21 protein-coding genes and 2 pseudogenes are annotated in these 23,861 nt (G+C 71.4%); 8 read left to right on the forward strand and 15 right to left on the reverse strand.

Annotated features, from left to right (window positions below):
* Positions 1-28: 28 nt before the first annotated feature.
* From gyrA to KSP35_RS24585, 7 genes and pseudogenes are all read right to left on the reverse strand, one after another.
* Positions 29-2,551, reverse strand: coding sequence for a DNA gyrase subunit A (gene gyrA, locus KSP35_RS15725; protein ID WP_216996768.1), 2,523 nt, complete (start codon positions 2,549-2,551; stop codon positions 29-31).
* 62 nt (positions 2,552-2,613) lie between these two features.
* Positions 2,614-4,506: a type IIA DNA topoisomerase subunit B gene (locus KSP35_RS15730; RefSeq protein ID WP_371748984.1), complete on the reverse strand. Its 1,893-nt coding sequence runs from the start codon at positions 4,504-4,506 to the stop codon at positions 2,614-2,616.
* 252 nt (positions 4,507-4,758) lie between these two features.
* Positions 4,759-5,085 (reverse strand): DciA family protein, encoded by a 327-nt coding sequence (locus KSP35_RS15735; RefSeq protein WP_216996770.1) that lies wholly within the window; start codon positions 5,083-5,085, stop codon positions 4,759-4,761.
* 19 nt (positions 5,086-5,104) lie between these two features.
* Complete coding sequence (locus KSP35_RS15740) at positions 5,105-6,184, reverse strand: DNA replication/repair protein RecF (RefSeq protein ID WP_216996771.1); 1,080 nt, start codon at positions 6,182-6,184, stop codon at positions 5,105-5,107.
* A 37-nt stretch (positions 6,185-6,221) separates the two neighbouring features.
* Positions 6,222-7,319, reverse strand: coding sequence for a DNA polymerase III subunit beta (gene dnaN / locus KSP35_RS15745; RefSeq protein WP_216996772.1), 1,098 nt, complete (start codon positions 7,317-7,319; stop codon positions 6,222-6,224).
* A 339-nt stretch (positions 7,320-7,658) separates the two neighbouring features.
* Positions 7,659-8,111, reverse strand: a complete 453-nt coding sequence (locus KSP35_RS24580) for a helix-turn-helix domain-containing protein (protein ID WP_371748985.1) — start codon at positions 8,109-8,111, stop codon at positions 7,659-7,661.
* A 202-nt stretch (positions 8,112-8,313) separates the two neighbouring features.
* Positions 8,314-9,078: pseudogene (locus KSP35_RS24585) on the reverse strand (DnaA ATPase domain-containing protein); the annotation flags it as partial.
* 367 nt (positions 9,079-9,445) lie between these two features.
* Between KSP35_RS24585 and rpmH the strand changes: the two are divergent.
* The 8 genes from rpmH to KSP35_RS15790 all read left to right on the forward strand — a co-directional run bounded on the left by rpmH (position 9,446) and on the right by KSP35_RS15790 (position 17,588).
* Positions 9,446-9,580, forward strand: a complete 135-nt coding sequence (gene rpmH, locus KSP35_RS15755) for a 50S ribosomal protein L34 (protein WP_216996773.1) — start codon at positions 9,446-9,448, stop codon at positions 9,578-9,580.
* A gap of 35 nt (positions 9,581-9,615) precedes the next feature.
* Positions 9,616-9,867 (forward strand): ribonuclease P protein component, encoded by a 252-nt coding sequence (locus KSP35_RS26015; RefSeq protein ID WP_371748986.1) that lies wholly within the window; start codon positions 9,616-9,618, stop codon positions 9,865-9,867.
* Positions 9,868-9,936: 69 nt separating this feature from the next.
* Positions 9,937-10,182 (forward strand): membrane protein insertion efficiency factor YidD, encoded by a 246-nt coding sequence (gene yidD, locus KSP35_RS25285; RefSeq protein WP_216996774.1) that lies wholly within the window; start codon positions 9,937-9,939, stop codon positions 10,180-10,182.
* A gap of 118 nt (positions 10,183-10,300) precedes the next feature.
* Positions 10,301-11,344: a YidC/Oxa1 family membrane protein insertase gene (locus tag KSP35_RS15770; protein ID WP_216996775.1), complete on the forward strand. Its 1,044-nt coding sequence runs from the start codon at positions 10,301-10,303 to the stop codon at positions 11,342-11,344.
* A 36-nt stretch (positions 11,345-11,380) separates the two neighbouring features.
* Positions 11,381-12,277 carry a protein jag gene (locus KSP35_RS15775; protein ID WP_216996776.1) on the forward strand — a complete coding sequence of 299 codons (897 nt, stop codon included), beginning with the start codon at positions 11,381-11,383 and terminating at the stop codon, positions 12,275-12,277.
* A complete protein-coding gene (locus tag KSP35_RS15780; RefSeq protein WP_216996777.1) occupies positions 12,274-12,909 on the forward strand; it encodes an RsmG family class I SAM-dependent methyltransferase in 636 nt (211 codons plus the stop codon). The genes KSP35_RS15775 and KSP35_RS15780 overlap by 4 nt, the downstream gene beginning before the upstream one ends.
* A gap of 2,599 nt (positions 12,910-15,508) precedes the next feature.
* Positions 15,509-16,687, forward strand: a complete 1,179-nt coding sequence (locus tag KSP35_RS15785; RefSeq protein WP_371748619.1) for a ParA family protein — start codon at positions 15,509-15,511, stop codon at positions 16,685-16,687.
* Positions 16,674-17,588 (forward strand): ParB/RepB/Spo0J family partition protein, encoded by a 915-nt coding sequence (locus tag KSP35_RS15790; RefSeq protein ID WP_216996778.1) that lies wholly within the window; start codon positions 16,674-16,676, stop codon positions 17,586-17,588. Before KSP35_RS15785 ends, KSP35_RS15790 begins: the two co-directional genes overlap by 14 nt.
* A gap of 327 nt (positions 17,589-17,915) precedes the next feature.
* Here the strand turns inward: KSP35_RS15790 and trxA are convergent, their stop codons facing one another.
* From trxA to KSP35_RS15820, 8 genes and pseudogenes are all read right to left on the reverse strand, one after another.
* Entirely contained in the window at positions 17,916-18,242 is a 327-nt protein-coding gene (gene trxA / locus KSP35_RS15795; protein WP_216996779.1) for a thioredoxin, read from the reverse strand.
* 85 nt (positions 18,243-18,327) lie between these two features.
* The gene (gene trxB / locus KSP35_RS15800) at positions 18,328-19,299 is read right to left on the reverse strand and encodes a thioredoxin-disulfide reductase (protein ID WP_216996780.1); all 972 of its coding nucleotides are present in this window, start codon (positions 19,297-19,299) and stop codon (positions 18,328-18,330) included.
* 106 nt (positions 19,300-19,405) lie between these two features.
* A complete protein-coding gene (locus tag KSP35_RS15805; RefSeq protein WP_216996781.1) occupies positions 19,406-19,750 on the reverse strand; it encodes a hypothetical protein in 345 nt (114 codons plus the stop codon).
* A gap of 46 nt (positions 19,751-19,796) precedes the next feature.
* Positions 19,797-20,729: a hypothetical protein gene (locus KSP35_RS15810; RefSeq protein WP_216996782.1), complete on the reverse strand. Its 933-nt coding sequence runs from the start codon at positions 20,727-20,729 to the stop codon at positions 19,797-19,799.
* Entirely contained in the window at positions 20,726-21,322 is a 597-nt protein-coding gene (locus KSP35_RS24590) for an RNA polymerase sigma factor (RefSeq protein ID WP_254126798.1), read from the reverse strand. Before KSP35_RS24590 ends, KSP35_RS15810 begins: the two co-directional genes overlap by 4 nt.
* Positions 21,319-21,876, reverse strand: coding sequence for a hypothetical protein (locus KSP35_RS24595; protein WP_254126799.1), 558 nt, complete (start codon positions 21,874-21,876; stop codon positions 21,319-21,321). Before KSP35_RS24595 ends, KSP35_RS24590 begins: the two co-directional genes overlap by 4 nt.
* Before the next feature lie 283 nt (positions 21,877-22,159).
* Positions 22,160-22,954, reverse strand: a pseudogene (locus tag KSP35_RS26020) (protein kinase); the annotation flags it as partial.
* Between the two features lie 60 nt (positions 22,955-23,014).
* Entirely contained in the window at positions 23,015-23,860 is an 846-nt protein-coding gene (locus KSP35_RS15820) for a DegV family protein (protein ID WP_216996784.1), read from the reverse strand.
* Position 23,861 lies beyond the last annotated feature (1 nt).

The following is a 23,861-nucleotide window of genomic DNA, read 5'->3' on the forward strand; positions in this document are numbered from 1 at the left end:
ACCAGCGCGAGCCGGCGAGGGGGTGGGGTCAGGCCTCTTCGTTCTCGCCGGCGGTGAGCACCGGAGCCACGGCGGCCACCGTGCGATCACCCTCGACGTTCATCACCCGGACGCCGGTGGCGTCGCGGCCCTGCGAGGAGATCGTGCGGACCTCCATGCGGGTGACCACCCCGTCGGAGGCGATGGCGAAGATCTCGTCGTCGATGGCCACCATGAAGGCGGCGACCACGAACCCCTTCTTGGCGGTGAGCTTGATGCCCCGCACGCCCTGCCCGCCCCGGTTCTGGATGTTGAACTTGTCGAGCTGGGTGCGCTTGCCGTAGCCGCCGTCGGTCACGATCAGGATGGCGGTGTCGTCGCGGGCGACGTCGCACGAGACGACCTCGTCGCCCGGCTTCATCTTCATGCCGCGCACGCCGGCGGTGGAGCGGCCCATGGGGCGCACGTCCTCCTGGGTGTAGCGGATGGTCATGCCGCTGCGGCTGACCATGAAGATCTCGTCGGCGTCGTTGACGGGGATGACCTTCACCAGCTCGTCGCCGTCGCGCAGGTTGATGGCGATGAGCCCGGCCCGCAGCGACGAGTCGTACTCGCTGAAGCGGGTCTTCTTCACCTGGCCGTTGCGGGTGGCGAAGAAGAGGTACTGGTTGGTCTCGTAGTCCCGGGTGTCGATGATCGCCTTGATCTGCTCGCCCGGCTGGAGCGGCAGCAGGTTCACGATGGCGGTGCCCCGGGCCGTGCGGTCCTTCATGGGGATCTCGTGGGCCTTGAGCCGGTAGACCCGGCCCAGGTTCGAGAAGAACAGCAGGTAGGCGTGCGCCGTCGTGGTGATGATGTGGGCGATGTAGTCCTCGTCGCGGAGCTTGCCGCCCGAGACGCCGCGCCCGCCGCGGCCCTGGCTCTTGAAGGCGTCGAAGGCGACGGTCTTCACGTAGCCCTTGGCCGACATGGTGACCACCAGGTCCTCGTCGTCGATGAGGTCCTCGATGTCGATGTCGCCGACGTCGTAGGTGACCTTGGAGACGCGATCGGTGGCGTACTTCTCGCGGATGGCGACCAGCTCGGTCTTGAGGACCTCGTCCAGCACGGCGCGATCGCCGAGGATGGCCTCGTACTCGGCGATGCGGCGGCGCAGCTCCGCCATCTCCTCCTCGAGCTGGGCCCGGCCCAGTCGGGTGAGGCGGTGCAGCTGCATGTCGAGGATGTACTCGGCCTGGGTCTCGCTGAACTCGAACGGGGCCTGCTGCAGCGCCTCGCGCGCCGCGGCCTTGTCCTCCGAGGCCCGGATGGTGGCGATGATCTGGTCGATCAGGTCGAGCGCCTTGATCAGGCCCTCGACGATGTGGGCCCGGTCCCGGGCCTTGCGCAGCCGGTACTCGGTGCGGCGGGTGATGACCTCGACCTGGTGGTCGATGTAGTAGCCGAGGCACTCGCGCAGGTTCAGCGTGCGGGGCACGCCGTCGACCAGGGCCACGGTGTTGACCGAGAACGTGGTCTGCATGGGGGTGCGCTTGTAGAGGTTGTTCAGGATGACCAGGCCCGGGGCGTCTCGCTTCAGCGTGATCACGATCCGGGTGTCGTTCCCCGAGGACTCCTCGTTGGCGTCGGAGATGCCTTCGATCTCCTTGGTGGCCACCAGCTCCTGGATCTTGGAGAGGACCTGGTTCGGGCCCACCTGGAAGGGCAGCTCGGTGATGACGATCTTGTCGCCACCCCGGGTGGACTCCTCGATCTCGGCCACGGCGCGCATGCGGATGGAGCCGCGACCCGTGCGGTAGGCGTCCATGATCCCGGCGCGGCCCATGATCAGCGCCCCGGTGGGGAAGTCCGGGCCCTTGACGTGGGCCATGAGGTCGTCCGGCGTGGCGTCGGGATTGTCGAGCAGGTGGACCGTGGCATCGATGACCTCGCCGAGGTTGTGCGGCGGGATGTTGGTGGCCATGCCCACGGCGATGCCCTGGCTGCCGTTGACCAGCAGGTTCGGGAAGCGGCTGGGGAGCACGGTGGGCTCGGAGAACTCACCGGAGTAGTTCTCGGCGAAGTCGACGGTCTCCTCGTCGATGTCGGCCAGCATCGAGAGGGCCAGCGGGGACTGGCGGCACTCGGTGTACCGGGCGGCGGCGGGGCCGTAGTCGGGCGAGCCGAAGTTGCCGTGGCCCTGCACCAGCGGGTGGCGCATGGAGTGGTCCTGGGCCATGCGCACCAGCGCCGCGTAGATCGACTGGTCGCCGTGGGGGTGGTACTTGCCGCCGGCCTCGCCGGTGACGCGGGCGCACTTCATGAACGGCCGGTCGGGACGGGCACCGAGGTCGTGCATGGCCCACATGATCCGGCGGTGCACCGGCTTGAGGCCGTCGCGCACGTCGGGCAGGGCGCGGGAGACGATGACCGACATGGAGTAGTCCAGGAAGGACCGCTCCATCTCGTCTTCGATCTCGATGGGCTCGATGAGGCCGTGGGCCGTCATCGTGGGGTCGGTGCCGGTGCCCTCGCCGTCGTCGCCGCCTTCGGCGTCCGGGAGGTCGGTCGGGGGGAGCTCGTCGTCAGCCATGGGTGCGTGGTGTCCTCGGGGTCGTCAGGGTCGGTGGTGCGCGGGCGAACTGGGCGGGAGCCTCAGATGTCCAGGAAGCGCACGTCCTTGGCGTTGGTCTGGATGAAGTTCTTCCGCAGCTCGACCTCGTCGCCCATGAGCATGGAGACGACGGTGTCGGCGGTGGCGGCCTGCTCGACCGAGACCTGCAGCAGGGTCCGGGAGCCGGAGGCCATGGTGGTCTCCTTGAGCTCGTCCCAGTCCATCTCGCCGAGGCCCTTCAGGCGGGCGAACTCCTTCTTGTGGCCGGGGTTGTCGGCCTGGAAGGCGTTCTTGGCGGCATCGTCCTTCAGGTACACCTTCTCCTTGCCCACCACCGTGGAGTACAGCGGGGGCTGGGCGATGTACACGTGCTTCTGCTCCACCAGGTCCTTCATGTGGCGGAAGAAGAACGTGAGCAGCAGGGTGCGGATGTGGCTGCCGTCGACGTCGGCGTCGCAGAGCAGGATCACCCGGTCGTAGCGGATCTTGGCCACGTCGAAGTCCTCGGCACCGAACCCGGCGCCGATGGCGGCGATCAGCGCCTGGATCTCGTTGTTCTTGAGCATCTTGTCGAGGCGGGCCCGCTCGACGTTGAGGATCTTCCCGCGGATGGGGAGGATGGCCTGGACCCGGGGGTCGCGGGCCTTGATGGCGGAGCCGCCGGCGGAGTCGCCCTCGACGATGAACAGCTCGCACTCGGACCGGTTCCGGCTGGAGCAGTCCTTGAGCTTGTCCGGCATGCCGGCGCCGTCGAGCGCCGACTTCCGACGGGTGGCGTCCCGTGCGGTGCGGGCCGCAGCCCGGGCCCGCTGGGCGTCGATGCCCTTCTTGACGATCTTGTTGGCCTCCGAGGGGTGCTCCTCGAGCCAGTAGCCCAGCTTCTCGTTGGTGGCCTTCTGGACCAGGGTCTTGATCTCGGGGTTGCCGAGCTTGGCCTTGGTCTGGCCCTCGAACTGCGGCTCGCGCAGGCGCACCGAGATGATGCCGGTGAGCCCCTCGCGGACGTCCTCGCCCGCCAGGTTGGCGTCCTTCTCCTTGAGGAGGTTGTGGCCGCGGGCGTACTTGTTCAGCACCGTGGTGAGCGCGGCCCGGAAGCCCTCTTCGTGGGTGCCGCCCTCGATGGTGGCGATGCCGTTGGCGAAGCTGTGGAGCCCGTCGGTCTGGTAGCCGTCGTTCCACTGGAACGCCAGCTCGACCTCGTGCTCCTCCTCCACCTGCTCGATGTAGCCGACCCGGCTGAACAGGGGACTCTTCGAGGCGTTCACGTGCTTGACGAAGTCGACGATGCCGTTGGCGTACTTGTAGACCACGGGCTCGTGGTCGTGGCCCTCGCGCTCGTCCTTGAACCGGATCTCCAGCGCCTTGTTCAGGAAGGCCATCATCTGGAAGCGCTCGAGCATGGTGCGAGCCGCGAACTCGGTGGTCTCGAAGATGCCGGCGTCGGGCCAGAACGAGACGGTGGTGCCGGTGCGGCCGCGAGGCGAGTCCCCGATGACCTCGAGCTTGGTGCGCTTGCTGCCGCCCTCGGCGAACTCGATCTGGTGCCGCTTGCCGTCGCGGTCGACCTCGACCACCACCCGGCTCGACAGGGCGTTCACCACGGAGACGCCCACGCCGTGCAGGCCGCCGGAGACCTTGTAGCCGCCGCCGCCGAACTTGCCGCCGCCGCCGATCTTGGTCAGCGCGATCTCGACGCCGGTGAGCTTGAACTCCTTGTTCACGTCGGTGGGGATGCCGCGGCCGTTGTCGACCACCCGGCAGCCGCCGTCGGCGAGGAGCGTGATGTCGATCCGGTCGCAGAAGCCGGCCATGGCCTCGTCGACGGAGTTGTCGACGACCTCCCACACCAGGTGGTGCAGCCCGGAGATGCCGGTGCCGCCGATGTACATGCCCGGGCGCTTCCGGACGTGGTCCAGCCCCTCGAGGATGGTCATGTTGCTGGCGTTGTAAGAGGACTCTGCGGCAGCCACGCGCGGCCTTTCAGGAGTGACGGAAGGAGCGGTGTGCGACTTCTCGGCCGGCGGTTCCGCAAAGGGGTGCGGACTGCTCACCGAGGCGCATCACGATGGGTCCCAGGGTACCACGCCAACGGGTGGTTTCCGGCCATCCTCGGACGCATCGGCGAGGGCGGAGAACGAGGCCCCACAACGGTTTGCGGCCGCCACCCGCACCGCCCGGACGAGGGGTCAGCGGCGGGTGACGCGGATGCCCACGGAGGTGACCTGATCGGCCCCCACCAGGGTGGCCAAGCGGGCCACGATCTCGGCCTCGGACCACTTGAGGTGGCTGGCCCAGCCGGGCCCGTCGACGCCGATCTTGAGGTGCCCGTGCTCGATGCCGAGCGGCTTCGCGTGCGGCGCCACCTCGGCGCCGACGACCTCCTCCCAGCGCTCGTGGATCAGCACGATGGCGTCGACGGTGGGCCCGCCGAGGCTGGCCATCACCGCATCGAGCCCGGCGGCGAGCGTGGTGGGCTCGGGCCCGTCACGACCGGGGAGCGGGGACCAGGGCACCGACGCAGTCTCGCGCCGCTCAGCCCTCGGTGACGACGCCCTCGCGGACGCGGAGCACCGTGCCGGGCACCGCGCCCTCGGGCAGGGCGCTGGCGGTGCTCAACACCGTCTGGCCCTCTGGCAGCGAGTCGAGCAGGGCGGCGCTGCGCTCGGGGTCGAGCTCGGAGAACACGTCGTCGAGCAGGAGCACCGGCGGCGTGTCGGTGCGCCGGGTGACCACCTCGTGGGCCGCCAGCCGCAGCGCGAGGGCCAACGAGCGCTGCTCCCCCTGCGACGCGTGGGTCCGGGCCGGGAGCCCGCTCAGCACCAGCTCCAGCTCGTCGCGGTGCGGCCCGACCGTCGACACCCCTCGGCGCAGGTCGTCCTTGCGCGCCGCGAGCAGGGCGGCGGCCAGGCCATCGGCCAGCCACGGCGGCTGGTAGATCGCCCGCACCTCGGCGGACGTGCGGGCCACCCGGTCGTAGGCGGTCCCGAGGATCGGCTCGAGGTCCACCACCAGCTCCTGGCGGGCCCGCGCGAGGGCCTCGCCGGCGGTGGTCAGCTTGGCGTCGAAGACGTCGAGGGTGAGCTCGACCTCGGCGTTGAGCCGACCGCCCGACTGCTTGAGCAGGGCGCCGCGCTGGCGCAGGATCCGGTCGAGGTCGCTCCGCAGCTGGTCGTGCTTCGGGTGCAGCGCCACGAGGGTCTCGTCGAGGTAGCCCCGACGGTCGCCGGGGCTGCCCTTCACCAGGGTGAGGTCGTCGGGCGAGAACGCCGTGACCCGCAGCGCCCCGAGCAGGTCTCGTGCTCGGCGCAGGGGCTGCCGGTTGAGCTGGGCCCGGTTGCGCCCGTTGGCCGAGATCTCGGCCTCCAGCAGGAGCTGGCGGCCCTCCCGCTCCCCTTCGGCCCGCACGATCGCCCGGTCGGCACCGGCCCGGATCAGCGCGTCGTTCGGGGCGCCGCGGAACGAGCCCAGCGTGGCGAGGTAGCCGACGGCCTCGAGCAGGTTGGTCTTGCCCTGGCCGTTGGGGCCGACCACGGCGGTCAGCCCGGGGGCGAAGGTGACGTCGGCCTCGTGGTAGCCCCGGAAGTCGGTCAGCCAGAGCCGGCGGAGGTGCACGGGTGCGGGAGCGGCGAGCCGGCGCGGCGGAGGCCGCTCAGCTCACCCGCACGGGCATGAGCAGGTACAGGAACTCCTGCGCGCCCGCCGAGCGGATGACCGCCGGCTTCTGGGCGTCGACGGTGTCGAGGGTGATCTCGTCGCCGGGCGTCACCTCGACGCCGCTGAGGAGGTAGTCCGGGTTGAACGCCACGGTGAGGTCCTCCCCTGCGTACGCGGCGTCCAGTTGCTCGTGGGCCTGGCCCACGTCCTGGGTGATCGCCACCAGCTCCAGCCCGTCGGGGCTCATGGCCAGCCGGACCGGCGTGTTGGGCTCGCGGGCCATCAGCTTCACGCGGCGGACCGCCTCGACCAGCGCCTCGCGCCCCACGGTGAGCCGGTTCGGGTGGCTGGCCGGGATGAGGCCCCGGTAGTTCGGGAACTCGCCTTCGATCAGGCGGGTGGTGAGCCGCACGCCGCCGACCTCGAAGGTGGCCTCGCGCTCGCCGAGCCGGAGGGTGATCTCCTCGGCGGAGCCCAGGAGGCGCTCCAGCTCGCGCAGGGCCCGGCTGGGCACCAGCACGCTCTGGCCCTCGCTCAGCACCGAGGCGCCGGGCAGGTCCCGCACGGCGAGCCGGTAGGAGTCGGTGGCCACGAGGCGGAGGCCGCCGGCCTCGGCGGCCATGAGCACGCCGGTGAGGATCGGGCGGGCGTCGTCGGCGCTGGCGGCCGGCACGACCTGGTGCAGGGCGGCGGCGAAGTCCTTGGCAGCCAGCGTCACGGCGTCCTCGGCGGGCATGCCCAGGCGGGGGAACTCGTCCGCCGGCAGGAGGCGCAGCGACGACTCGAAGCGACCGGCGGTGATGCTGGCCTCGTCGCCTTCGACCGCCACCTCGACCCGAGGGTCGCCCAGCGAGCGCACCAGGTCCGAGGCGATCTTCGACGGGAGCACGGCGATGCCGTCCCGCTCACCGGCGACCTCAAGCTCGACCTCGATGGTCAGCTCCAGGTCGCTGCCGGTGAGCTTCAGGCGGTTGCCGGTGAGCTCGGCTCGGACGCCGGCCAGGACGGGCAGGGCGCCGCCCCGGTTGGCCACCGCACGGCCGGCGGCGCCGAGGGCTTCGACGAGGCTGTCACGCTCGCAGCGGAACTTCACGGCTGGCGCTCGCTTTCTCCGGTGAGGATGCTTGGAAGAGGTGGGTGGAGGTAGTAGGGCCTGTGGATTGTGGACAAGCCACCATCGCGGCAGGTCAGGAGGGTCGGGCGGTACCCACCGTTCGTCCCCAGCGTCCCACAGGTCGCGGGGCCCGCGGCGCATGGCCTGCGGACGACGGGTCCGTCATCCCCCGGCCGACCCCCGTTCATCCCCCGGTCGGCGCGGGGGTTTCCACAGGGTCGTCCCCGGTGCGATGGGCCGCTATGCCCAGGTGCCTGTGGATGACGGTGGAAAAGTCGTGTGACGGCGGGCACCACGATCTGGTCGCTTCGCCGCACCTCAGCCGCCCTTGCGGATGTGCTGGATGAGCTCGGTGACCTGGTCGTAGACCTGGCGGCGCTCCTTCATGAGGGCCTTGATCTTCTCGACCGCGTGGATGACGGTCGTGTGGTCCCGGCCGCCGAACTCACGGGCGATGGCCGGGTACGAGAGGTCGGTGAGCTCGCGGAACACGTACATGGCGATCTGGCGGGCGGTCACCAGCGGTCGGCGGCGGCTCTTGCCCTGCAGGTCCTCGATGCTGAAGTCGAACAGCTCGGAGGTGGCCTGCAGGATGAGCGCCGGCGTGATGGGGCGGGGCTGGCGATCACCGAGGATGTCGTGGAGGTGCTTCTCGGCCTCCGGGAGCGTCAACGGCTCCTTGGTGAGCTTGGCCAGCGCCGAGACCCGGTTGAGGGCGCCCTCCAGCTCACGGATGTTGTCGGTGATGTTGGTGGCGATGAACTCGAGCACGTCGTCGGGGATCGGGACCGGCTCGACCTCGGCCTTCTTGCGGAGGATGGCGAGGCGGGTCTCGAGGTCCGGTGGCTGGATGTCGGTGATCAGCCCCATCTTGAACCGGCTGCGGAGGCGGTTCTCCAGGGTGGAGATCGCGTCCGGGGGGGCGATCGGAGCTGAGCACCAGCTGGCGGCGACCCTCGTGGAGGGCGTTGAACGTGTGGAAGAACTCCTCCTGGGTCTCCTTCCGGTTCTCGAGGAACTGGATGTCGTCGACCAGGAGGACGTCGACCTCGCGGTACCGGCGCTTGAACTCCGCCGACGTGTTGAGGCGGATGCTCTCGATGAACTGGTTCAGGAAGGTCTCGCTGGTCACGTAGCGGACCACGTAGTCGGGGTAGTTCTCCTCGACGTAGTGCTTGATGGCCTGGAGGAGGTGGGTCTTGCCCAGGCCGGCGTCGCCGTAGATGAACAGCGGGTTGTAGGACCGGCCAGGGGTCTCCGCCACGGCGAGGGCGGCGGCGTGGGCGAACCGGCTCGACGGGCCGGTGACGAAGTCGTCGAAGGTGAGCGTGCGGGGGTCGGCCGGGTTGATGCCGTTGCGCTCCGCCGGCGCCTGGGCCACTGGCGTGGGGGCGACGCCGAGCAGGTCGTCCAGCGGGTCGAGCGGCTGGCTCACCTCGGCGGCGTCCGGGCGGACCGACAGGTCGATGGCGAGCGCCTCGCCGCTCAGGTCGCGCACGATGTCCTCGACGAGCGACAGGTAGCGCGTCTCGAGCCGATCCTTGACCACGCCGTTGGGGACGGCGAGGCGGAGGGTGGCCCCGTCGCGCTCGAGGGCGGTGATGTCCTGGAACGTCGACCGCCAGACGGCATCGGAGACCTGCGTCTGCAACGAGGCTTGGCACGTCGTCCACAGGTCTTGTGCGTCTGCCAACTGCGGGTCTTCCCTCTTGCTGCGGCGCTCCACAGCCGGGTCCACACGCTGTGGAAAACGCAAGGTCGTGCCGCTGGACCGGATCGGCCACGGGTTCGCTCGTGCTCTCCAGCCGGCCGAGCGGGGCGACCCGGATCGGAGCGGCAGGGGTCGGACCGTAGCACCGGTCCGTGGGCCGCGCGCAAGGGCCTGGGACCGATGGCGCGAAGTCCCAGGTCACCTCCCCGAGCGGCCGAGACCGAGGCCTGGCCGAGAGCGGGCACCGGCGCGATTGCTCGGCGCGGTCGTGGGGGCGTAGCGTTGTCGGACGCCTGTAACAGGCGCGCCGCGCGTCCGTGGCGCCCTGAGTTGCCCGTGCCGGCGCCGGCACCCGCCGGACCACTCCTGGTCCGGCCCTCGAGGAGGAACACCAGTGAAGCGCACCTTCCAGCCCAACGTCCGCAAGCGGGCCAAGAACCACGGCTTCCGCCACCGGATGTCCACCCGCGCCGGCCGCGCCATCCTGCGCAGCCGTCGGGCCAAGGGCCGGGCCAAGCTGTCGGCCTGATCGCCCCCATCCGCGATCGCCGCACCTTCGCGGCGCTGCGGACCGAGGGCACCCGGGTCCGTCGGGGCCCGTTGTCGCTGGTCTTCCTCGACGACGATCCCGCCGGCACCCCTCGGGTGGCCTATGCGATCACCAAGCGGGTCGGGGGCGCCGTCGTGCGCAACCGGCTCCGTCGGCGGTTGCGGGCCATCTGCGCCGACCTCGCCCGTCCTGGGCCGGTCGCGCTGCCCCCCCGGTGCGCTCCTGATCTCCGCCGGGCCCGAAGCGTCCCGGCGCACCCCTGTTGAACTGAGGAACGACGTGGTCCGACTCCTCGAAGCGCTCGACGCCCGCCGGCACCCGGATCGGGACGCGCCGTGAGCGGCGCGGCGCGCGCCCTGCAGGCCCCGATCCGCCTCTACCAGGCGCTCCGGGCCGGTCGGCCCTCCCCTTGTCGCTTCGAGCCGTCGTGCTCCGCCTACGCCATGGAGGCCCTCGAGGTCCACGGTGCCGGTCGGGGCGGTTGGCTCTCGCTCCGCCGCATCAGCCGGTGCCACCCCTGGGGTGGCCACGGCTGGGACCCGGTCCCCCTCCCCCCGCAGCACGGCCGACGCCGGCGCTGACCACCACCACGAACGGACGGCCGCCTGATGTACACGCTCATCGCCAAACCGCTCGAAGTTCTTCTACGGGCTCTGGCCGAACTACGCCGGCGCCATCTCGCTGCTGACGCTCAGCATCATGATCATCCTGCTGCCGCTGACCCTCAAGGGCACGCGCTCGATGCTGGCCATGCAGAAGCTGCAGCCCGAGCTCAAGAAGCTCCAGAACAAGCACCGCGACGATCGGCAGAAGCTGAACGAAGAGGTGATGAAGTTCTACAAGGAGAACAACATCAACCCGATGTCGGGCTGCCTCCCGCTCATCCTGCAGATGCCGGTCTTCTTCATCCTCTACCGCACGCTGTACCAGCTGCTGAACCGGGCGCCCTACGGCTTCGACGTCGGTGCCGCCGTGGCCCGGTCGTCGAACAAGGTCAACGGGAGCGTGTTCGAGAAGTTCGGCTACTTCCGTCCCAAGCACCTGGACACCTCGTCCAAGCTGTATCAGGACCTCAGCTCCACCCGGGAGATGCGCTCCTTCGGGATCAACCTGGCCGAGTCGGCCCAGAAGGCCTTCTCCCACGGCTTCACCAAGGCGCTGCCGTTCATCGTGCTGGTCCTGGGCGTCACGGCCACCAGCTACTACCAGCAGAAGCAGATCGCCGGCCGGAACCCGGCGGCTGCCGCCGCCAACCCGCAGCAGCAGATGCTCATGAAGATCATGCCGCTGTTCTTCGCCTTCATCTCGCTGACGCTGCCGGCCGGCATCGTCGTGTACTTCCTGGTGTCGAACCTGTTCCGCATCGGCCAGCAGGCGTTCATCACCCGAACGATGTACCGCGACAGCGATGGCGTCGTGGCCACCACCGGCAAGGAAGTTGACACTTCGTCAACAGCGAAGCCCGGGGGGCTGCTGGCCCAGCTGCGCGAACAGGGGCTCCCGAGCCCCGCCAAGGCCCGCGAGGACTACCGCGCCGGCCGCGGCACCGTCACCGGCAAGACCGGCGCCAAGACCGCCACCAAGACCAGCGCGAAGGCGCCGGCCAAGGGTGGGGCCAAGGCCACGGCTGCCGAGAAGCCCAAGACCGCCAAGCCGGCTGCGCCTTCGCGCACGGCTGCGGGCCCGAGTCGAACGGCGCCTCAGAACGCCAACCGGTCCCGCACGAAGAAGAAGAGGAAGTGATCATCCGTGCAGTGGGTTGAGACCACGGGACGAACCGTGGAAGACGCAAAGGAAGCCGCGCTGGACCAGCTCGGCATCGACGAGAGCGAAGCCGAGTTCGAGGTGCTCGAGGAGCCCAAGACCGGGCTCTTCGGTCGGGTTCGCAGCGAGGCCCGCGTGCGGGCTCGCGTGGTGCCCAAGGCTCCCCGACCGAAGCAGGAGCGCCGTCCCCGCAAGCAGCGGGCTCGTCGTGAGGACGCCGCCCCCAAGGCCACCGGCGGTCGCAAGCCCGCCGGGACCACTGCGGTCGCCGATCCCGAAGCCGAGGTCGGCGACGACACCGAGGCCGCACCGGCCGCCAAGCCGGCCGCCAAGCGGGCTCCCGCCAAGAAGCGCAGCAATCGGAGCCGTTCCGGTTCCTCCTCCGGTGGCGAGGCCACCGACAACCAGGAAGGCAACGACATGAGCGACGACGCGGTCTCGGTCGACGAGCAGGCGGACATCATCAGCGAGTTCCTCGAGGGGCTGCTGGTGGCCCTCGACGTGTCCGGTGACATCGGCCGGACCAAGGTCGACGACGACACCGTCGAGCTGGCGGTCGAGGGCAACGACCTCGGGCTGCTCATCGGCCCCAAGGGCCAGACCCTCACCGCCGTGCACGAGCTCTCCCGCACCGTGCTGCAGCGTCGGGCCACCGGTCGCCACGACGGCCGGGTCCGCATCGACATCGGCGGCTACCGCCAGCGTCGCCAGGAGGCCCTTGCCCGCTTCGTGCGGGCCCAGGCCGACGAGGTGCTCGCCCAAGGCGTGGCCCGCTCGCTCGAGCCCATGAACGCGGTCGACCGCAAGGTCGTCCACGACACCGTGAACGAGATCGACGGCGTCGAGACGCTGTCCGAAGGCGTCGATCCCGACCGCCGCGTCGTGATCGTGCCCGAGGGCGCCGACGCTTGACCGCCTCGCTGACCGAGCTCCTCACCGAGAGCCGTCAGCTGGGCTTCCTCGGCCCGGGACCGGTCGAGGACCACATCTGGAGGGCGGCGGCCTACCTGGCCGCCGCCCCCGCCCCTCCCGCCCGCGCCCTCGACCTGGGTGCGGGCGGCGGTCTTCCCGGGCTGGTGCTCGCCGCGACCGCTTGGCCGGAGACGCACTGGTGCTTCCTGGACGGCATGTCCCGGCGCACCTCCTTCCTCGAGCGAGCCGTGGCCAAGCTGGGCCTCGCCGATCGTGTCGACGTCGTGACCGAACGGGCGGAGCTCACCGGCCACGATCCTGCGCACCGCGGGGCGTACGACCTGGTGGTCGCCCGGAGCTTCGCTGCCCCGGCCGTGGCCGCCGAGTGCGCCGCTCCCCTGCTGCGGCCCGGTGGCCACCTCGTGGTCAGCGAACCACCGGAAACGCCCCTGGCCGAGCGCTGGCCCGCGGAGGGCTTGGCCGAGCTGGGGTTCGGCACTCCAGAGGCGGTCGCCGTGCCCGGACCGTCGGGCGAGGAGCCCACGCACCTGGTGCGCCTGGAGCTGGTGGCGGCCCCCGCTGATCGCTACCCCCGCCGGGTGGGCATCCCCGCCAAGCGCCCCCTCTTCTGAGCGTCGTGCGCATCCGGGGGATCGGGTTGCCGGCCCCGCCACGTCGGGTGTCCGCCGCGGCGGACCAGGACTCCCGAGGGATCGACGGAGGGTTGGGCGGCCGGTGGGGCACGCTGCGCCTGGTCCGGGTTGGTGAAGCGCCTGGCCCGTGGACGGGCTCGCACCCGATGCCGGCAGCACGTCGCCCTGCCGACGTCGGCCCGGCGCGCGCCGACCGGCGCAGATCGTTCGTCTTCGGGGCGGCCGGGATTGTCTGGGACGTTGCGCGTTGACTGCAGGGAGGGCAGCGCGGTGGGCGAGCACCCTCGACCGGCCACCCCGGTTCGGCCGGAGCGGCCCGTGTTTCACGTGGAACTGCCTGCCCTGGCGGCAGGTCCAACGATGTCGAGGTGATCCTGACGCCGGTTCCACGTGGAACTGCTACCGACACGCTGCAAGCCCCGGACGGACATGGCCGGCGATCGGCACCCGGCGCGTTCGGCGATCGGGGTCCGAGACCGAGTGGTTCGAGGTGCCTCCGCGCCGGCCACCACGCATGGGGCAGGTCGACCGTGGACCGGTCGATCACCCCATGCAACCTCCAGGGAGGGGCCCCGCCTGATGATCGAGGCGTCCGGGGGCGCATCCGGCCATTCCGGCCGGGCGTGCGCATCCTCGCCCTACGCCACTGGATCTGCCGCTCTGGGCCTGGATCGTGCGTCGCTGGGCGGCAGCGGGTCGGCCTCCTCCGGCGAGCCGTCGATGGGTGACGCGTCCGCGGACGCGCCCGCAGCGCCGTGCGGTTCCGCAGGGCGCTTGGCGTGCAGCGGCCCGTTGGCGTACCTCCCTCGAGGCGCTCGAGTCCTCAGGATGCGGGCCGATGCAGGTCGGGAGGACACCTGCAGGCCTAACGCGCCCAGGCCGGCTGGGACCGCCGGCTGGCCCTGCCACCCACGGCAGGGTCGCTCGTGTGGCGCCCTGGTCCCCCGCTTGTGGGGCGCCGATCCCGGTCGCGTCCCTGCGCTGGGCTGGGGTCGGGGGCTGGACACGTCCGGGACGCGCCGACCGCCGGGCCGTGCGCCGTTCCGGGTGGGGATGCGTCGGTGGTCTCGCTGTGGGGCGTGGGTAGCCAGCCGCGTCTCGTGCGCCGGGCCGGGGTCGGGGGGGATGGACGCGCCCGCGGACGCGTCGACCGCCGGGGCGCCGACCCCGGTCGCGTCCCTGCGCTGGGCTGGGGTCGGGGGGCTGGACGCGCCCGCGGACGCGTCGACCGCCGGGCCTTTTGGCGGTCTTCCGGGGTGGGGATGCATCGACGGTCTCGCGTCGGTGGGGCTTGGGTCGCTGGTGGTGTGCGATGCGCTGGGCTGAGGTCGGGGTGCTGGCGCGTCCGCGGACGCGCCGGGATGCATCTGTGGTCTCGCGTGGGTGGGGCTTGGGTCGCTGGTGGTGTGCGATGCGCTGGGCTGAGGTCGGGGTGGTGACGCGTCCGCGGACGCGCCGGGATGCATCTGTGGTCTCGCGTGGGTGGGGCTTGGGTCGCTGGTGGTGTGCGATGCGCTGGGCTGAGGTCGGGGTGGTGACGCGTCCGCGGACGCGCCGGGATGCATCTGTGGTCTTGCGTCGGTGGGGCTTGGGTCGCTGGTGGTGTGCGATGCGCTGGCATGAGGTTCGGGGTGCTGGCGCGTCCGCGGACGCGTCGCACCGCGAGCCTCCCTGGCCGGCCCGGCCTGGTGCGGTGCGGTGGCCGACTCGATCGCTCGCGAGCTGGGTCAGGCGGATGGCCGGCGACGGACGCGTCCGCAGGTGCGTCCGCAGGTGTGTCCGAACGGGCGCCTGGGTCGGCCTTGCAGATCGTCATGCGCGGGAAAGCGGTGCACCCGGTCCCACCTGGCCACGCCGGATGCGCCTGGCTTGCGCTGCTCGCTTCCAACTGCGCCTGGTCCGTGGCGCTCCCGAACGCGTGGCCGTCGCCTGCCGTGCTCCGAGGCATCCGCGGGGGGAGCTGATTCCCGAGGTGCCTGGATCTGCTCGTCGGCCGACACGGATGGCACCAGTCCCGCTCGTCGTCGTCCTGATCCGTCCGTAGCGGCCGGGTCCGGACCCCGGATGCCCTGGTCCCCAGGCACACCGTTGGCTGCTCCCCGGCGAGGCGAGAGCTCACGCCAACGCCGTGGCCCCGCCGGCACGGTCGGTCGGCCTCCTCGTCGATCCCACGCCACGCCGCGCCACGCTGCACCGTGCGAGGTCGGCGCAGGATCATTCGCAGAACGCTCGTGTCGACGCTCCGTCGTCCGGGCCGCACGGCGCTTCCCCCGAGTCGGGCGGGTGATCTCCCTGCGGCAGGTTGCAGGGGAGTTCGGGGGCGACGGGGCCGGTCGATGGCGTCTCGGCCCGGGCTGCTGCTCACGCAGCGGTCGGTCCTGACGGGTGGGGAGCGGGCGGCGCGTGGTTCCCGTGCGACGCCTGCGTAGCGGCTAGGCGCCGGGCGGAGGCTGCCAAGGGATCTGGTCTGACCGAGGTCCGTGGCTGCCCCGGTCTGCGACCCTCGCACCCTGCGCTGCGCATGCGGGACCTCCGCCGCACGAGGTCGTTTCACGTGGAACCCGTAGCCTGCCGCTCAGTGGCGCCGGACCTTGGCCTGAGGCTCGGCCGGTCGCCTTGTTCCACGTGGAACGTGCCCGGCCACCTTGTCGTTCGTCTCCGCAGCCCGTGCATGGTGGCGGAGGTGCCCGGCGAGGTGACCAAGCTGGCCGCATTGGCGGTCGGGGAGCGAGTCGGAGCGCACGGTGTCGATCGGTGCTTGACCCTGGGCGGTGGTGCGGGAAGGATGGGCCGCGTGACTGATTCCTCCCCGTCCACCGACGAGCTCGAGGAACGGGGCAAGGCGATCTTCGCCCGGCTGCGCGATGAACCCGATGCGGGCTCGTCGACGGCGCCGACGGAGCCTGCCGAGACGACCGATGCTCCGGTTCCCGACGCTGTCGACGCACCCGCCGAGGCCGATCTCGCGCCCAAGGGCCGGACCATCCCGCCTCTACCGCGCATCATCGCCGTGGCCAACCAGAAGGGTGGGGTGGGCAAGACCACCACGGCGGTGAACCTCGGCGCCTGCCTGGCCGACATCGGCTACCGGGTGCTGGTGGTCGACCTGGATCCGCAGGGCAACGCCAGCACCGGCCTCGGGATCAACATCCGAGGCCTGCAGGCCTCGATGTACGACGTGATCCTGAGCGACGTGCCCATCGAGGACTGCGTCGAGGCCTCGTCGGTGCGCAACCTCTTCGTCGCTCCGGCGAGCCTCGACCTGGCCGGTGCGGAGATCGAGCTGGTACCGGCCTTCAGCCGCGAGATGCGCCTCAAGCAGGCCCTGGCCGAGGTGCGCGACGACTACGACTACGTCTTGATCGACTGCCCACCGTCGCTCGGCCTGCTCACCATCAACGGCATGGCCGCCGCCACCGAGGTGCTCGTGCCGATCCAGTGCGAGTACTACGCGCTGGAGGGCCTCGGCCAGCTGCTGCGCAACGTCGGGCTGGTGCAGAAGAACCTGAACCCCACCCTGGAGGTGAGCACCATCGTGCTGGTCATGTACGACGCTCGCACGAAGCTCTCCGACCAGGTCGCCTCCGAAGTCCGCGAACACTTCAGCGAGAAGGTCTGCAAGATCATGATCCCGCGCACCGTGCGCTTGTCGGAGGCGCCGTCCTTCGGCCAGCCGATCATCGCGTTCGACCCGACCTCCCGAGGCGCCATCGCCTACAAGGAACTGGCGAAGGAGGTCGCCGGTGGCCCGGCGTAGCGGTCTCGGCAAGGGCCTGGGCGCCCTCATCCCCAGCGAGGTCGCCACCTCCGAGGACGAGGCCGCCCTGCGCGAACTCCTCGTCAGCCAGATCGAGCCGAACCCGCACCAACCGCGCGGGTACTTCGACGAGGAGGCCCTCGTGTCGCTCACGGCATCGGTGGCCGAGCTCGGCGTGTTGCAGCCGGTGCTGGTGCGCCCGGTGGGCCAGGATCGCTACGAGCTCATCGCCGGCGAGCGTCGGTGGCGGGCCGCCAAGCGGGCAGGCCTCCAGGCCATCCCCGCCGTGGTGCGCAAGATCGACGACACCGCCTCGCTCGAGCAGGCGGTGGTGGAGAACCTCCACCGCCAGGACCTCAACCCCCTGGAGGAGGCGGCGGCCTACCAGCAGCTCATCGAGGACTTCCGCCTCTCGCACGACGACGTGGCGCGTCGGGTGGGCAAGAGCCGCTCCGCGGTGTCCAACACCCTGCGCTTGTTCCAGCTGCCCCCGGGCATCCAGAAGCTGGTGGCGGAGACCCAGCTCTCGGCCGGGCACGCCCGGGCGCTGCTGGGCACCCCGGACCGCTCGTTCCAGGAGGCGCTCGCTCGCCGAGCCGTGGCCGAGTCGCTGTCGGTGCGCGAGGTCGAAGAGGCGGTGCGCGCCCGCAGCGGCCAGCTCGATGGTGACGACGCCCCCGCTGCTGGTGGGGGAGCGGGTCCGTCGGCGTCGAGCGCCGGCCGCCGTCTGCGGCCACCGGGGCTGCTCGAGCTCGAGGAGCTGCTCTCGGATCGGCTCGACACCCGGGTCAAGGTCTCCATGGGGGCCAAGCGGGGCAAGGTGACCATCGACTTCGCCACGCTCGAGGACTTGGAGCGCATCTACCGCGCCATGACCACCCCTCCCGTTGCTGAGGACTAGGACGGCAGCGCGTCCCTTCGCCGGTGGTCGAGGGTCGCACCCGACCGACGGCCCTGAGCCTGATCCACGGGTTTATCCACAGGATGTGGGAAAGGCTGTGGTCAACCCTGCGCCTCTCGCGCGAGGTGAGGCCGCCGGCATCGCCGAATGCGGGTGACTAGTTGTTGACGAAACGTCAGTAGCCCTCCACCAATCCCGCAGGCTGTGGGACGCGAAACGGGACCAGCCCGAGGGCTGGTCCCGTTTCGTTCCGGCCGCTCCCGAGGGGGGAGGGAGGGGAACGGCCGATGATCGGAGGCCTCTGTCGGCGCCAAGGGCGCCGAGGGATCAGAGGAAGTCGCCGAGGTTCTGGAGGAGGCCGGCCTTGCCGGACGCTCCCTGGAACCGGTGGGCCGGCTGGCCGTCCTTGAAGACGATGAGCGTGGGGATGCTCATGATGTCGAACTGGCGAGCCAGGTCCGGGTTCTCGTCCACGTTGACCTTGGCGACGGTGATCTTGTCGCTGTTCTCGCCGGCGACCTCGTCGAGGATGGGGGCGAGCATCTTGCAGGGACCGCACCACTCGGCCCAGAAGTCGACGACGACGGGCTTCTCGGCGGTGGCGATCTCTTCGGCGAAGTTCGTCTGGTTCAGGGTGTTGATGGCATTGGCCATGGTGTCGGTCTCCTTGGGATGTACAGGTGGTGCAACCGGATGGCTCACCCACGCATTCCCATCGGAATGGGAGCGGGGCGAGGGGTCAGGCGTGGACGTTGGCCTCGAGCCAGCGCTCGGCGTCGATGGCGGCGGAGCAGCCCGAGCCCGAGGCGGTGATGGCCTGGCGGTAGGTGTGGTCCTGGACGTCACCGCAGGCGAACACGCCCTCGATGTTGGTGGCGGTGACCTGGACGCCGTTGCCGGTGACGAGGTAGCCGCTCTCCTCCATGTCGAGCTGGCCGACGAACAGGTCGGTGTTGGGTCGGTGGCCGATGGCCACGAACAGGCCGGAGACGTCGAGGTCGGACTCCTCGCCGCTGACCGTGGACCGCACCCGGATGCCCTCGAGCTTGGTGTCGCCCTTGATCTCGGCGACCTCGTGGTTCCAGAGCATCTCGATCTTCTCGTTGTTGAGCGCCCGGTCCTGCATGATCTTCGAGGCCCGGAGCTCGTCACGACGGTGGATCAGGGTGACCTTGTCGGCGAACTTGGTGAGGAAGGTGGCCTCCTCGATGGCGGAGTCGCCGCCGCCGACCACGGCGATGTTGTGGCCCCGGAAGAAGAAGCCGTCGCAGGTGGCGCAGGTGGAGACGCCGTGGCCGATGAGCTCGTGCTCCTTCGGCAGGTCCAGCAGCAGCGACTTGGCGCCGGTGGACACGATCACCGAGTGGGCGAGGTAGGTGGGCTCGGCGCCCTCGGGCTCGCCGACCCAGATCTTGAACGGCCGCTCGGACAGGTCGACCTTGGTGACCTTCTCGAGCTTGGCCTCGGCCCCGAAGCGCACGGCCTGCTCCCGGAAGCGCTGCATGAGGTCCGGGCCCATGATCCCCTCGGGGAAGCCGGGGAAGTTCTCGACGTCGGTGGTCAGCATGAGCTGCCCGCCGGGCTGGTCCGAGGTGGAGGAGGGCTCGCCCTCCAGGATCAGCGGCTCGAGGTTGGCCCGAGCGGTGTAGATCGCCGCGGTGAGGCCGGCGGGGCCGGAACCGATGATGACGACGTTGCGGATGGCTGGCACGGTGACTCCGTTGTCTCGATGAGCTTGCAGTGCAACGCCTGGAGGCCTGCCGCTCTTCCCGCGCACGCTGGAGGCGGCCGCCCCACCCGGTGGTGGGTGGCGGGCTTCAGTCGTCCTTGGCGGGCGGGTTGTTGGCCCGCTTCAGGCAGATGAGCCCGCCGAAGATCATGGCGAGGGCAAGGCCGGCGTACAGGGGCCAGACGTTGCCGGGCACGTAGTTGGCGTACAGGCGGACGACCAGGGCCAGCAGCACGATGACCGCGACGATGCCGACGATGGCGGCGAGCAGGCCGTAGACCAGGCCGCGTGCGGCGGTGAGGGCGGGCTTGGTGGTCTTGTCCCGGACCGTCGAGATCGTCTCGACGATCTTGTCGGCCGCCTGGGCCGGCCACTCGGCGGGGATCATGCCGTTGCTGGTGGTGGGTCCGGGTGTGCCGACGGGCGCTGCCATGGCCGCTCACCCTACCCGCGGCGGCTGGCCACGGACCCGGCCCGGCTCAGCGGACGAAGGAGAGCGCGACGTTGCAGGAGTCCTGCCCGGCGGCGACCACCAGGCGGGTGGCGCTGGGCGCGGAGTCGCTGGTGTACGGGTACTCGTAGACGTAGAGCACCTCGCCGTCGACGGTGGCCACGCCGCGGCGCACCGGACCGCTGGAGATCTCGAAGATCTGCCGGGCGAGGTCGTCGCACCGGTCGACGCTGGCGTTGGTGACCGAGCGAGCGGCCTGGTCGCCGGAGTCGGCGTCGGCCTCGAACGCCGGGGCGGAGGTGGGGAAGGCGGTCTTGAGGTCGGCACGGAGCTCGGCGGTGGTGGCGAAGGTGCCCAGGTCGGCGAGGTCGGAGGCCGCCGACTGGCTGCCGGGTGCCGTGGTGGTGGTGGGTGACCCGTGGGGAGCGTCGCCGACCGTGGCCTCGGGCGCTGCGCCGTCCGTCGGCGCATCCGCCGAGGAGTTGGCGTCGGTGCCGGTGCTTGCGCCCTCGGCGGACTGGTCGGCGGTGATCTTGGCCGCGGTGTCGCCCGAGGAGCCGGTGTCGTCGCGGCCGGACCAGACGAGCACCAGGCCGAGGCCCACGAGGACGACGATGGCGGCCGCCACCAGCCAGCGGGGTACGCCGCGGGACCCGGAGCGGGTGGGCGGACGGAGGGGAGCGACCACGGCGTCGGGCTCGCCGTCGCCGGGCTGGTCGCCGGGGGCAGCGGGCACCTCGTCGGCAGCGGCCAGGGCCCGCCCCACCAGGTCGTCGATCACCGTGGGGGACAGGGCCGGCACCGAGGCAGCCCGAACGGCGGCGCTGGCGGTGCGCAGCTCGGCCAGGCGGGCCCGGGCGGCGGGGTCGGCCTCGGCGCGGGCGATGACGTCGGCCGGCGCCTCGCCGTCGAGGACGGCGGAGAGGTCTTCGTCGGTGAGAGGGGCGAGTGGATCGGTCATGAGGCTGGGGTCGGACGTTCGGCGGGGTCGGTCTGGTTCCCGGCGAGGAGGTCGGCCAGCTGGCCACGTCCCCGGGCGATGCGCGAGCGCACGGTACCGGCGGGGATCTCGAGCACCTCGGCGATCTCTGCGTAGTCCAGCTGGCACAGGTCGCGGAGCACGACGGCGGCGCGGAAGTCCTCGGGCAGCTGGGCGAGGGCGGCGTCGATCTCGAGCCGGTCGGTGACGGTGGCGTCGAACGCTCGGCCGCCGGTGTCGGGGATGTCGAGCACCTCGCCGTCGTGCTCGGGCAGGCCCACGACGGGGCGCCGCCGCCGCCGGCGGAGCTCGTCGAGGCAGGAGTTGGTGGCCACCCGGTAGGCCCACGTGGAGAAGCGGGACCGGCCATCGAAGCGGGGCAGGCCCCGCACGATGGCGATCAAGGCGTCCTGCGTGGCGTCCAGGGCGTCGGCGTCGTTGCCGGTGATGCGGCGGCAGACGGCGTGGACGCGGTCCTGGTGCAGGCGGAGCAGGCGGTCGAGGGCCTGGCGGTCACCGGCCTGGGCGGCGGCGACCAGGGCCCGGTCATCGACGGGCGTGGCTTCGGGGCTCATGACCCTCGCACCGCCAGCCCGCTGACCTGCGCCGTGTTGTCCTGGGGGCCGTTGTTCGCCAACTTCGTGAACCAGATGAGCACAGCCTTGCCGGTGCGGCCCCCCAGCTGCACCTTGACCGTGCCGGCGGCGACGTCCTTCACCGATGCGACGGGATCGCCCCACCCGGCGAGGTCGCCGGGCGGTTGGGCGGCGTCGCTCACGTAGACCCGAGCCGACCACCCGCCGACGGGCGTGTCGATGGCCACCTGGTCGAGCGTGGCGCTGGCGTCGAGGGTGGCGAGGAAGCCGACGCCTCCCTTGAGCTTCACCAGGTCGGCGTCGCGGTAGCGCTCGGTGGACCACGCCGTGCCGGGGTCGCCGTCGGTGATGGCCCCGAGCCGGTCGGGGTTCTCGGCCTTGACGTCGTCGGGGCTGTTCGGGTCGAAGTCCTTCACCGAGGCCACGGCCAGCGCCCGTCCGGTGGCGCCGCCGCCGGACGCGGAGCCGCCGCCGCGGGTGAGGGTGGCGATGCCGCCGCCGATGGCGACGAGCAGGACCAGGGCCGCCAGCACGCGCGGCCAGCGCCGTCGACGGCCCTCCGGCTCGGGCAGCTCGGGTGCCTCGTAGGCGGGGCGTGGCTCCGGCGGCGGGGTGGCCGAGCGGACGGGCGGGGGGGCCCGGGGGCGGCAGGTGCGCGGGCGGAGGCGGGGGAGGGCCGAGCCGGCTCGCCGTGGGCCGTTCACCGGTGACCGCGGCCACGGCAGCCTGGGCGGCGGCCGGAGCCTGGGCAGGGTCGGCGCCGGCGGCGAGCAGGGCGCGGCGGAAGGCGGCAGCGTCGGGGAAGCGGTCCTCTGGCCGACGGGCCAGAGCCCGGGTGACCACCAGCTCGACGCCCGCCGGGATCTGCGGCCGCAGCTGCCGAGGCGGCACCGGGTCGCGGTGGAGGCGGGCGAGCGCGGTGCCCGTGTCGGTGTCGGCCACGAACGGCGGGGTGCCGGTGAGCGCCTCGTAGAGCACGACGCCGAGGGCGTAGAGGTCGGTGCGCCCGTCGATGGGGCCGCCCTCCACCTGTTCGGGGGCCAGGTACTTGGCCGTGCCCACCATCGAGCCGTCGTTGGTGAGGTCGGCGCCCTCGGCCGCCTTGGCGATGCCGAAGTCCGCCACGAGGACCCGACCGTCTCCCGACAGGAGGATGTTGGCGGGCTTCACGTCCCGGTGGACGAGGCCGCTGGCGTGGGCGGCACCCAGGGCGTCGGCCACCTGGGCCCCGATGGCGAGCACCGCGCTGAGCTGGAGGGGCCCGTGCTGGTCGAGGTCGGCGCGCATGGTGGTGCCCGTGACCAGCTCCATCACGATGGCGTTGACCCAGCCCTCCGAGAGCGTGTCGTACACCGAGACGATCGACGGGTGGGCGAGGCGGGCGGCGGCGATGGCCTCGCCGCGGAAGCGCCGCACGAACGACTCGTCCCGCGCCAGGTGCGGGTGGAGGATCTTCACCGCGGCACGCCGGGCCAGCACCTCGTCGGTGGCTTCCCAGACCTGGGCCATGCCGCCGGACGCGATGGGGTGGTTGAGCCGGTACCGCCCAGCCAGGACCCGCCCGGTCAGGTCATCGGCCGGGGGCCCGGGGCTGGTGCTCGAGGGGGCCACGACGGCACCGAACCTACTGCGCCGCCCCGGGCGGGCCCGGAAAGCGGCGCGGCGTCCGGATCAGGACGGGTCGTGCCAGGCGAACCCGATCACGCCGGGGCCGCCGTGGGTGCCGATGACCGGCCCGATGGTCCAGATCTGGACCTCGTCGCGGGAGTAGCGCTCGGCGATGAGCTCGAGGAGCTCGTCGACGTCGTCGGCCCCACCGGAGCACAGCGCCAGCTCGTCGATCTTCGGCAGCTCGAAGATGCGGTCGCGCAGCCAGACGAGCGACTTGCGGCGGGTCCGCACCTTGCCGGCCTCCGACACCGAACCGTTGGAGATGTCGATGATGGGCTTGATGGAGAGGACCGAGCCGAGCATGGCCTGGGCGCCCCCGATGCGGCCGCCCTTCTTGAGGTTGTCGAGGGTGCTGAGGGCGCCGTACACGCGGGACCGGGTGCGCAGCTCCTCGACGAGGGCGACGACCTCCTCGGCCGACGCGCCGCTGGCGGCGGCCTCGGCCGCGTGGACGACCTTGAGGCCGAGCGTGGCGGTGATCGACTTGGAGTCGACGACGTGGACCTCGGGGCCGTCGCCGGCCTCGCGGATGGCTCGGGCGGCGTTCTCGGCCGAGGCCATGGTGGCGGAGAGGTCGCTGGAGATGTTGATGACCACCACCGGGTCGCCGTCGGTGCTGGCAGCGCGGATGGCGGCCTCGAACGTGCCCGGAGAGGGGGCGGCCGTCTCGGGCATGCCGTCGAAGGTGGCCATCTTGGCGTAGAAGGCCTCGGGGGTGAGCTCGACGCCGTCGGTGAACTCCTCGGCGCCGAAGCGGATGGTGAGCGGCACCACGGTGACGCCCAGCTCGGCGGCCCGCTCCGGGGAGATGTCGGCGGCGCTGTCGGTGACGATGTGGACGGGCATG

The organism is Aquihabitans sp. G128 (genome assembly GCF_019048865.1).
GTDB lineage: Bacteria > Actinomycetota > Acidimicrobiia > Acidimicrobiales > Iamiaceae > Aquihabitans.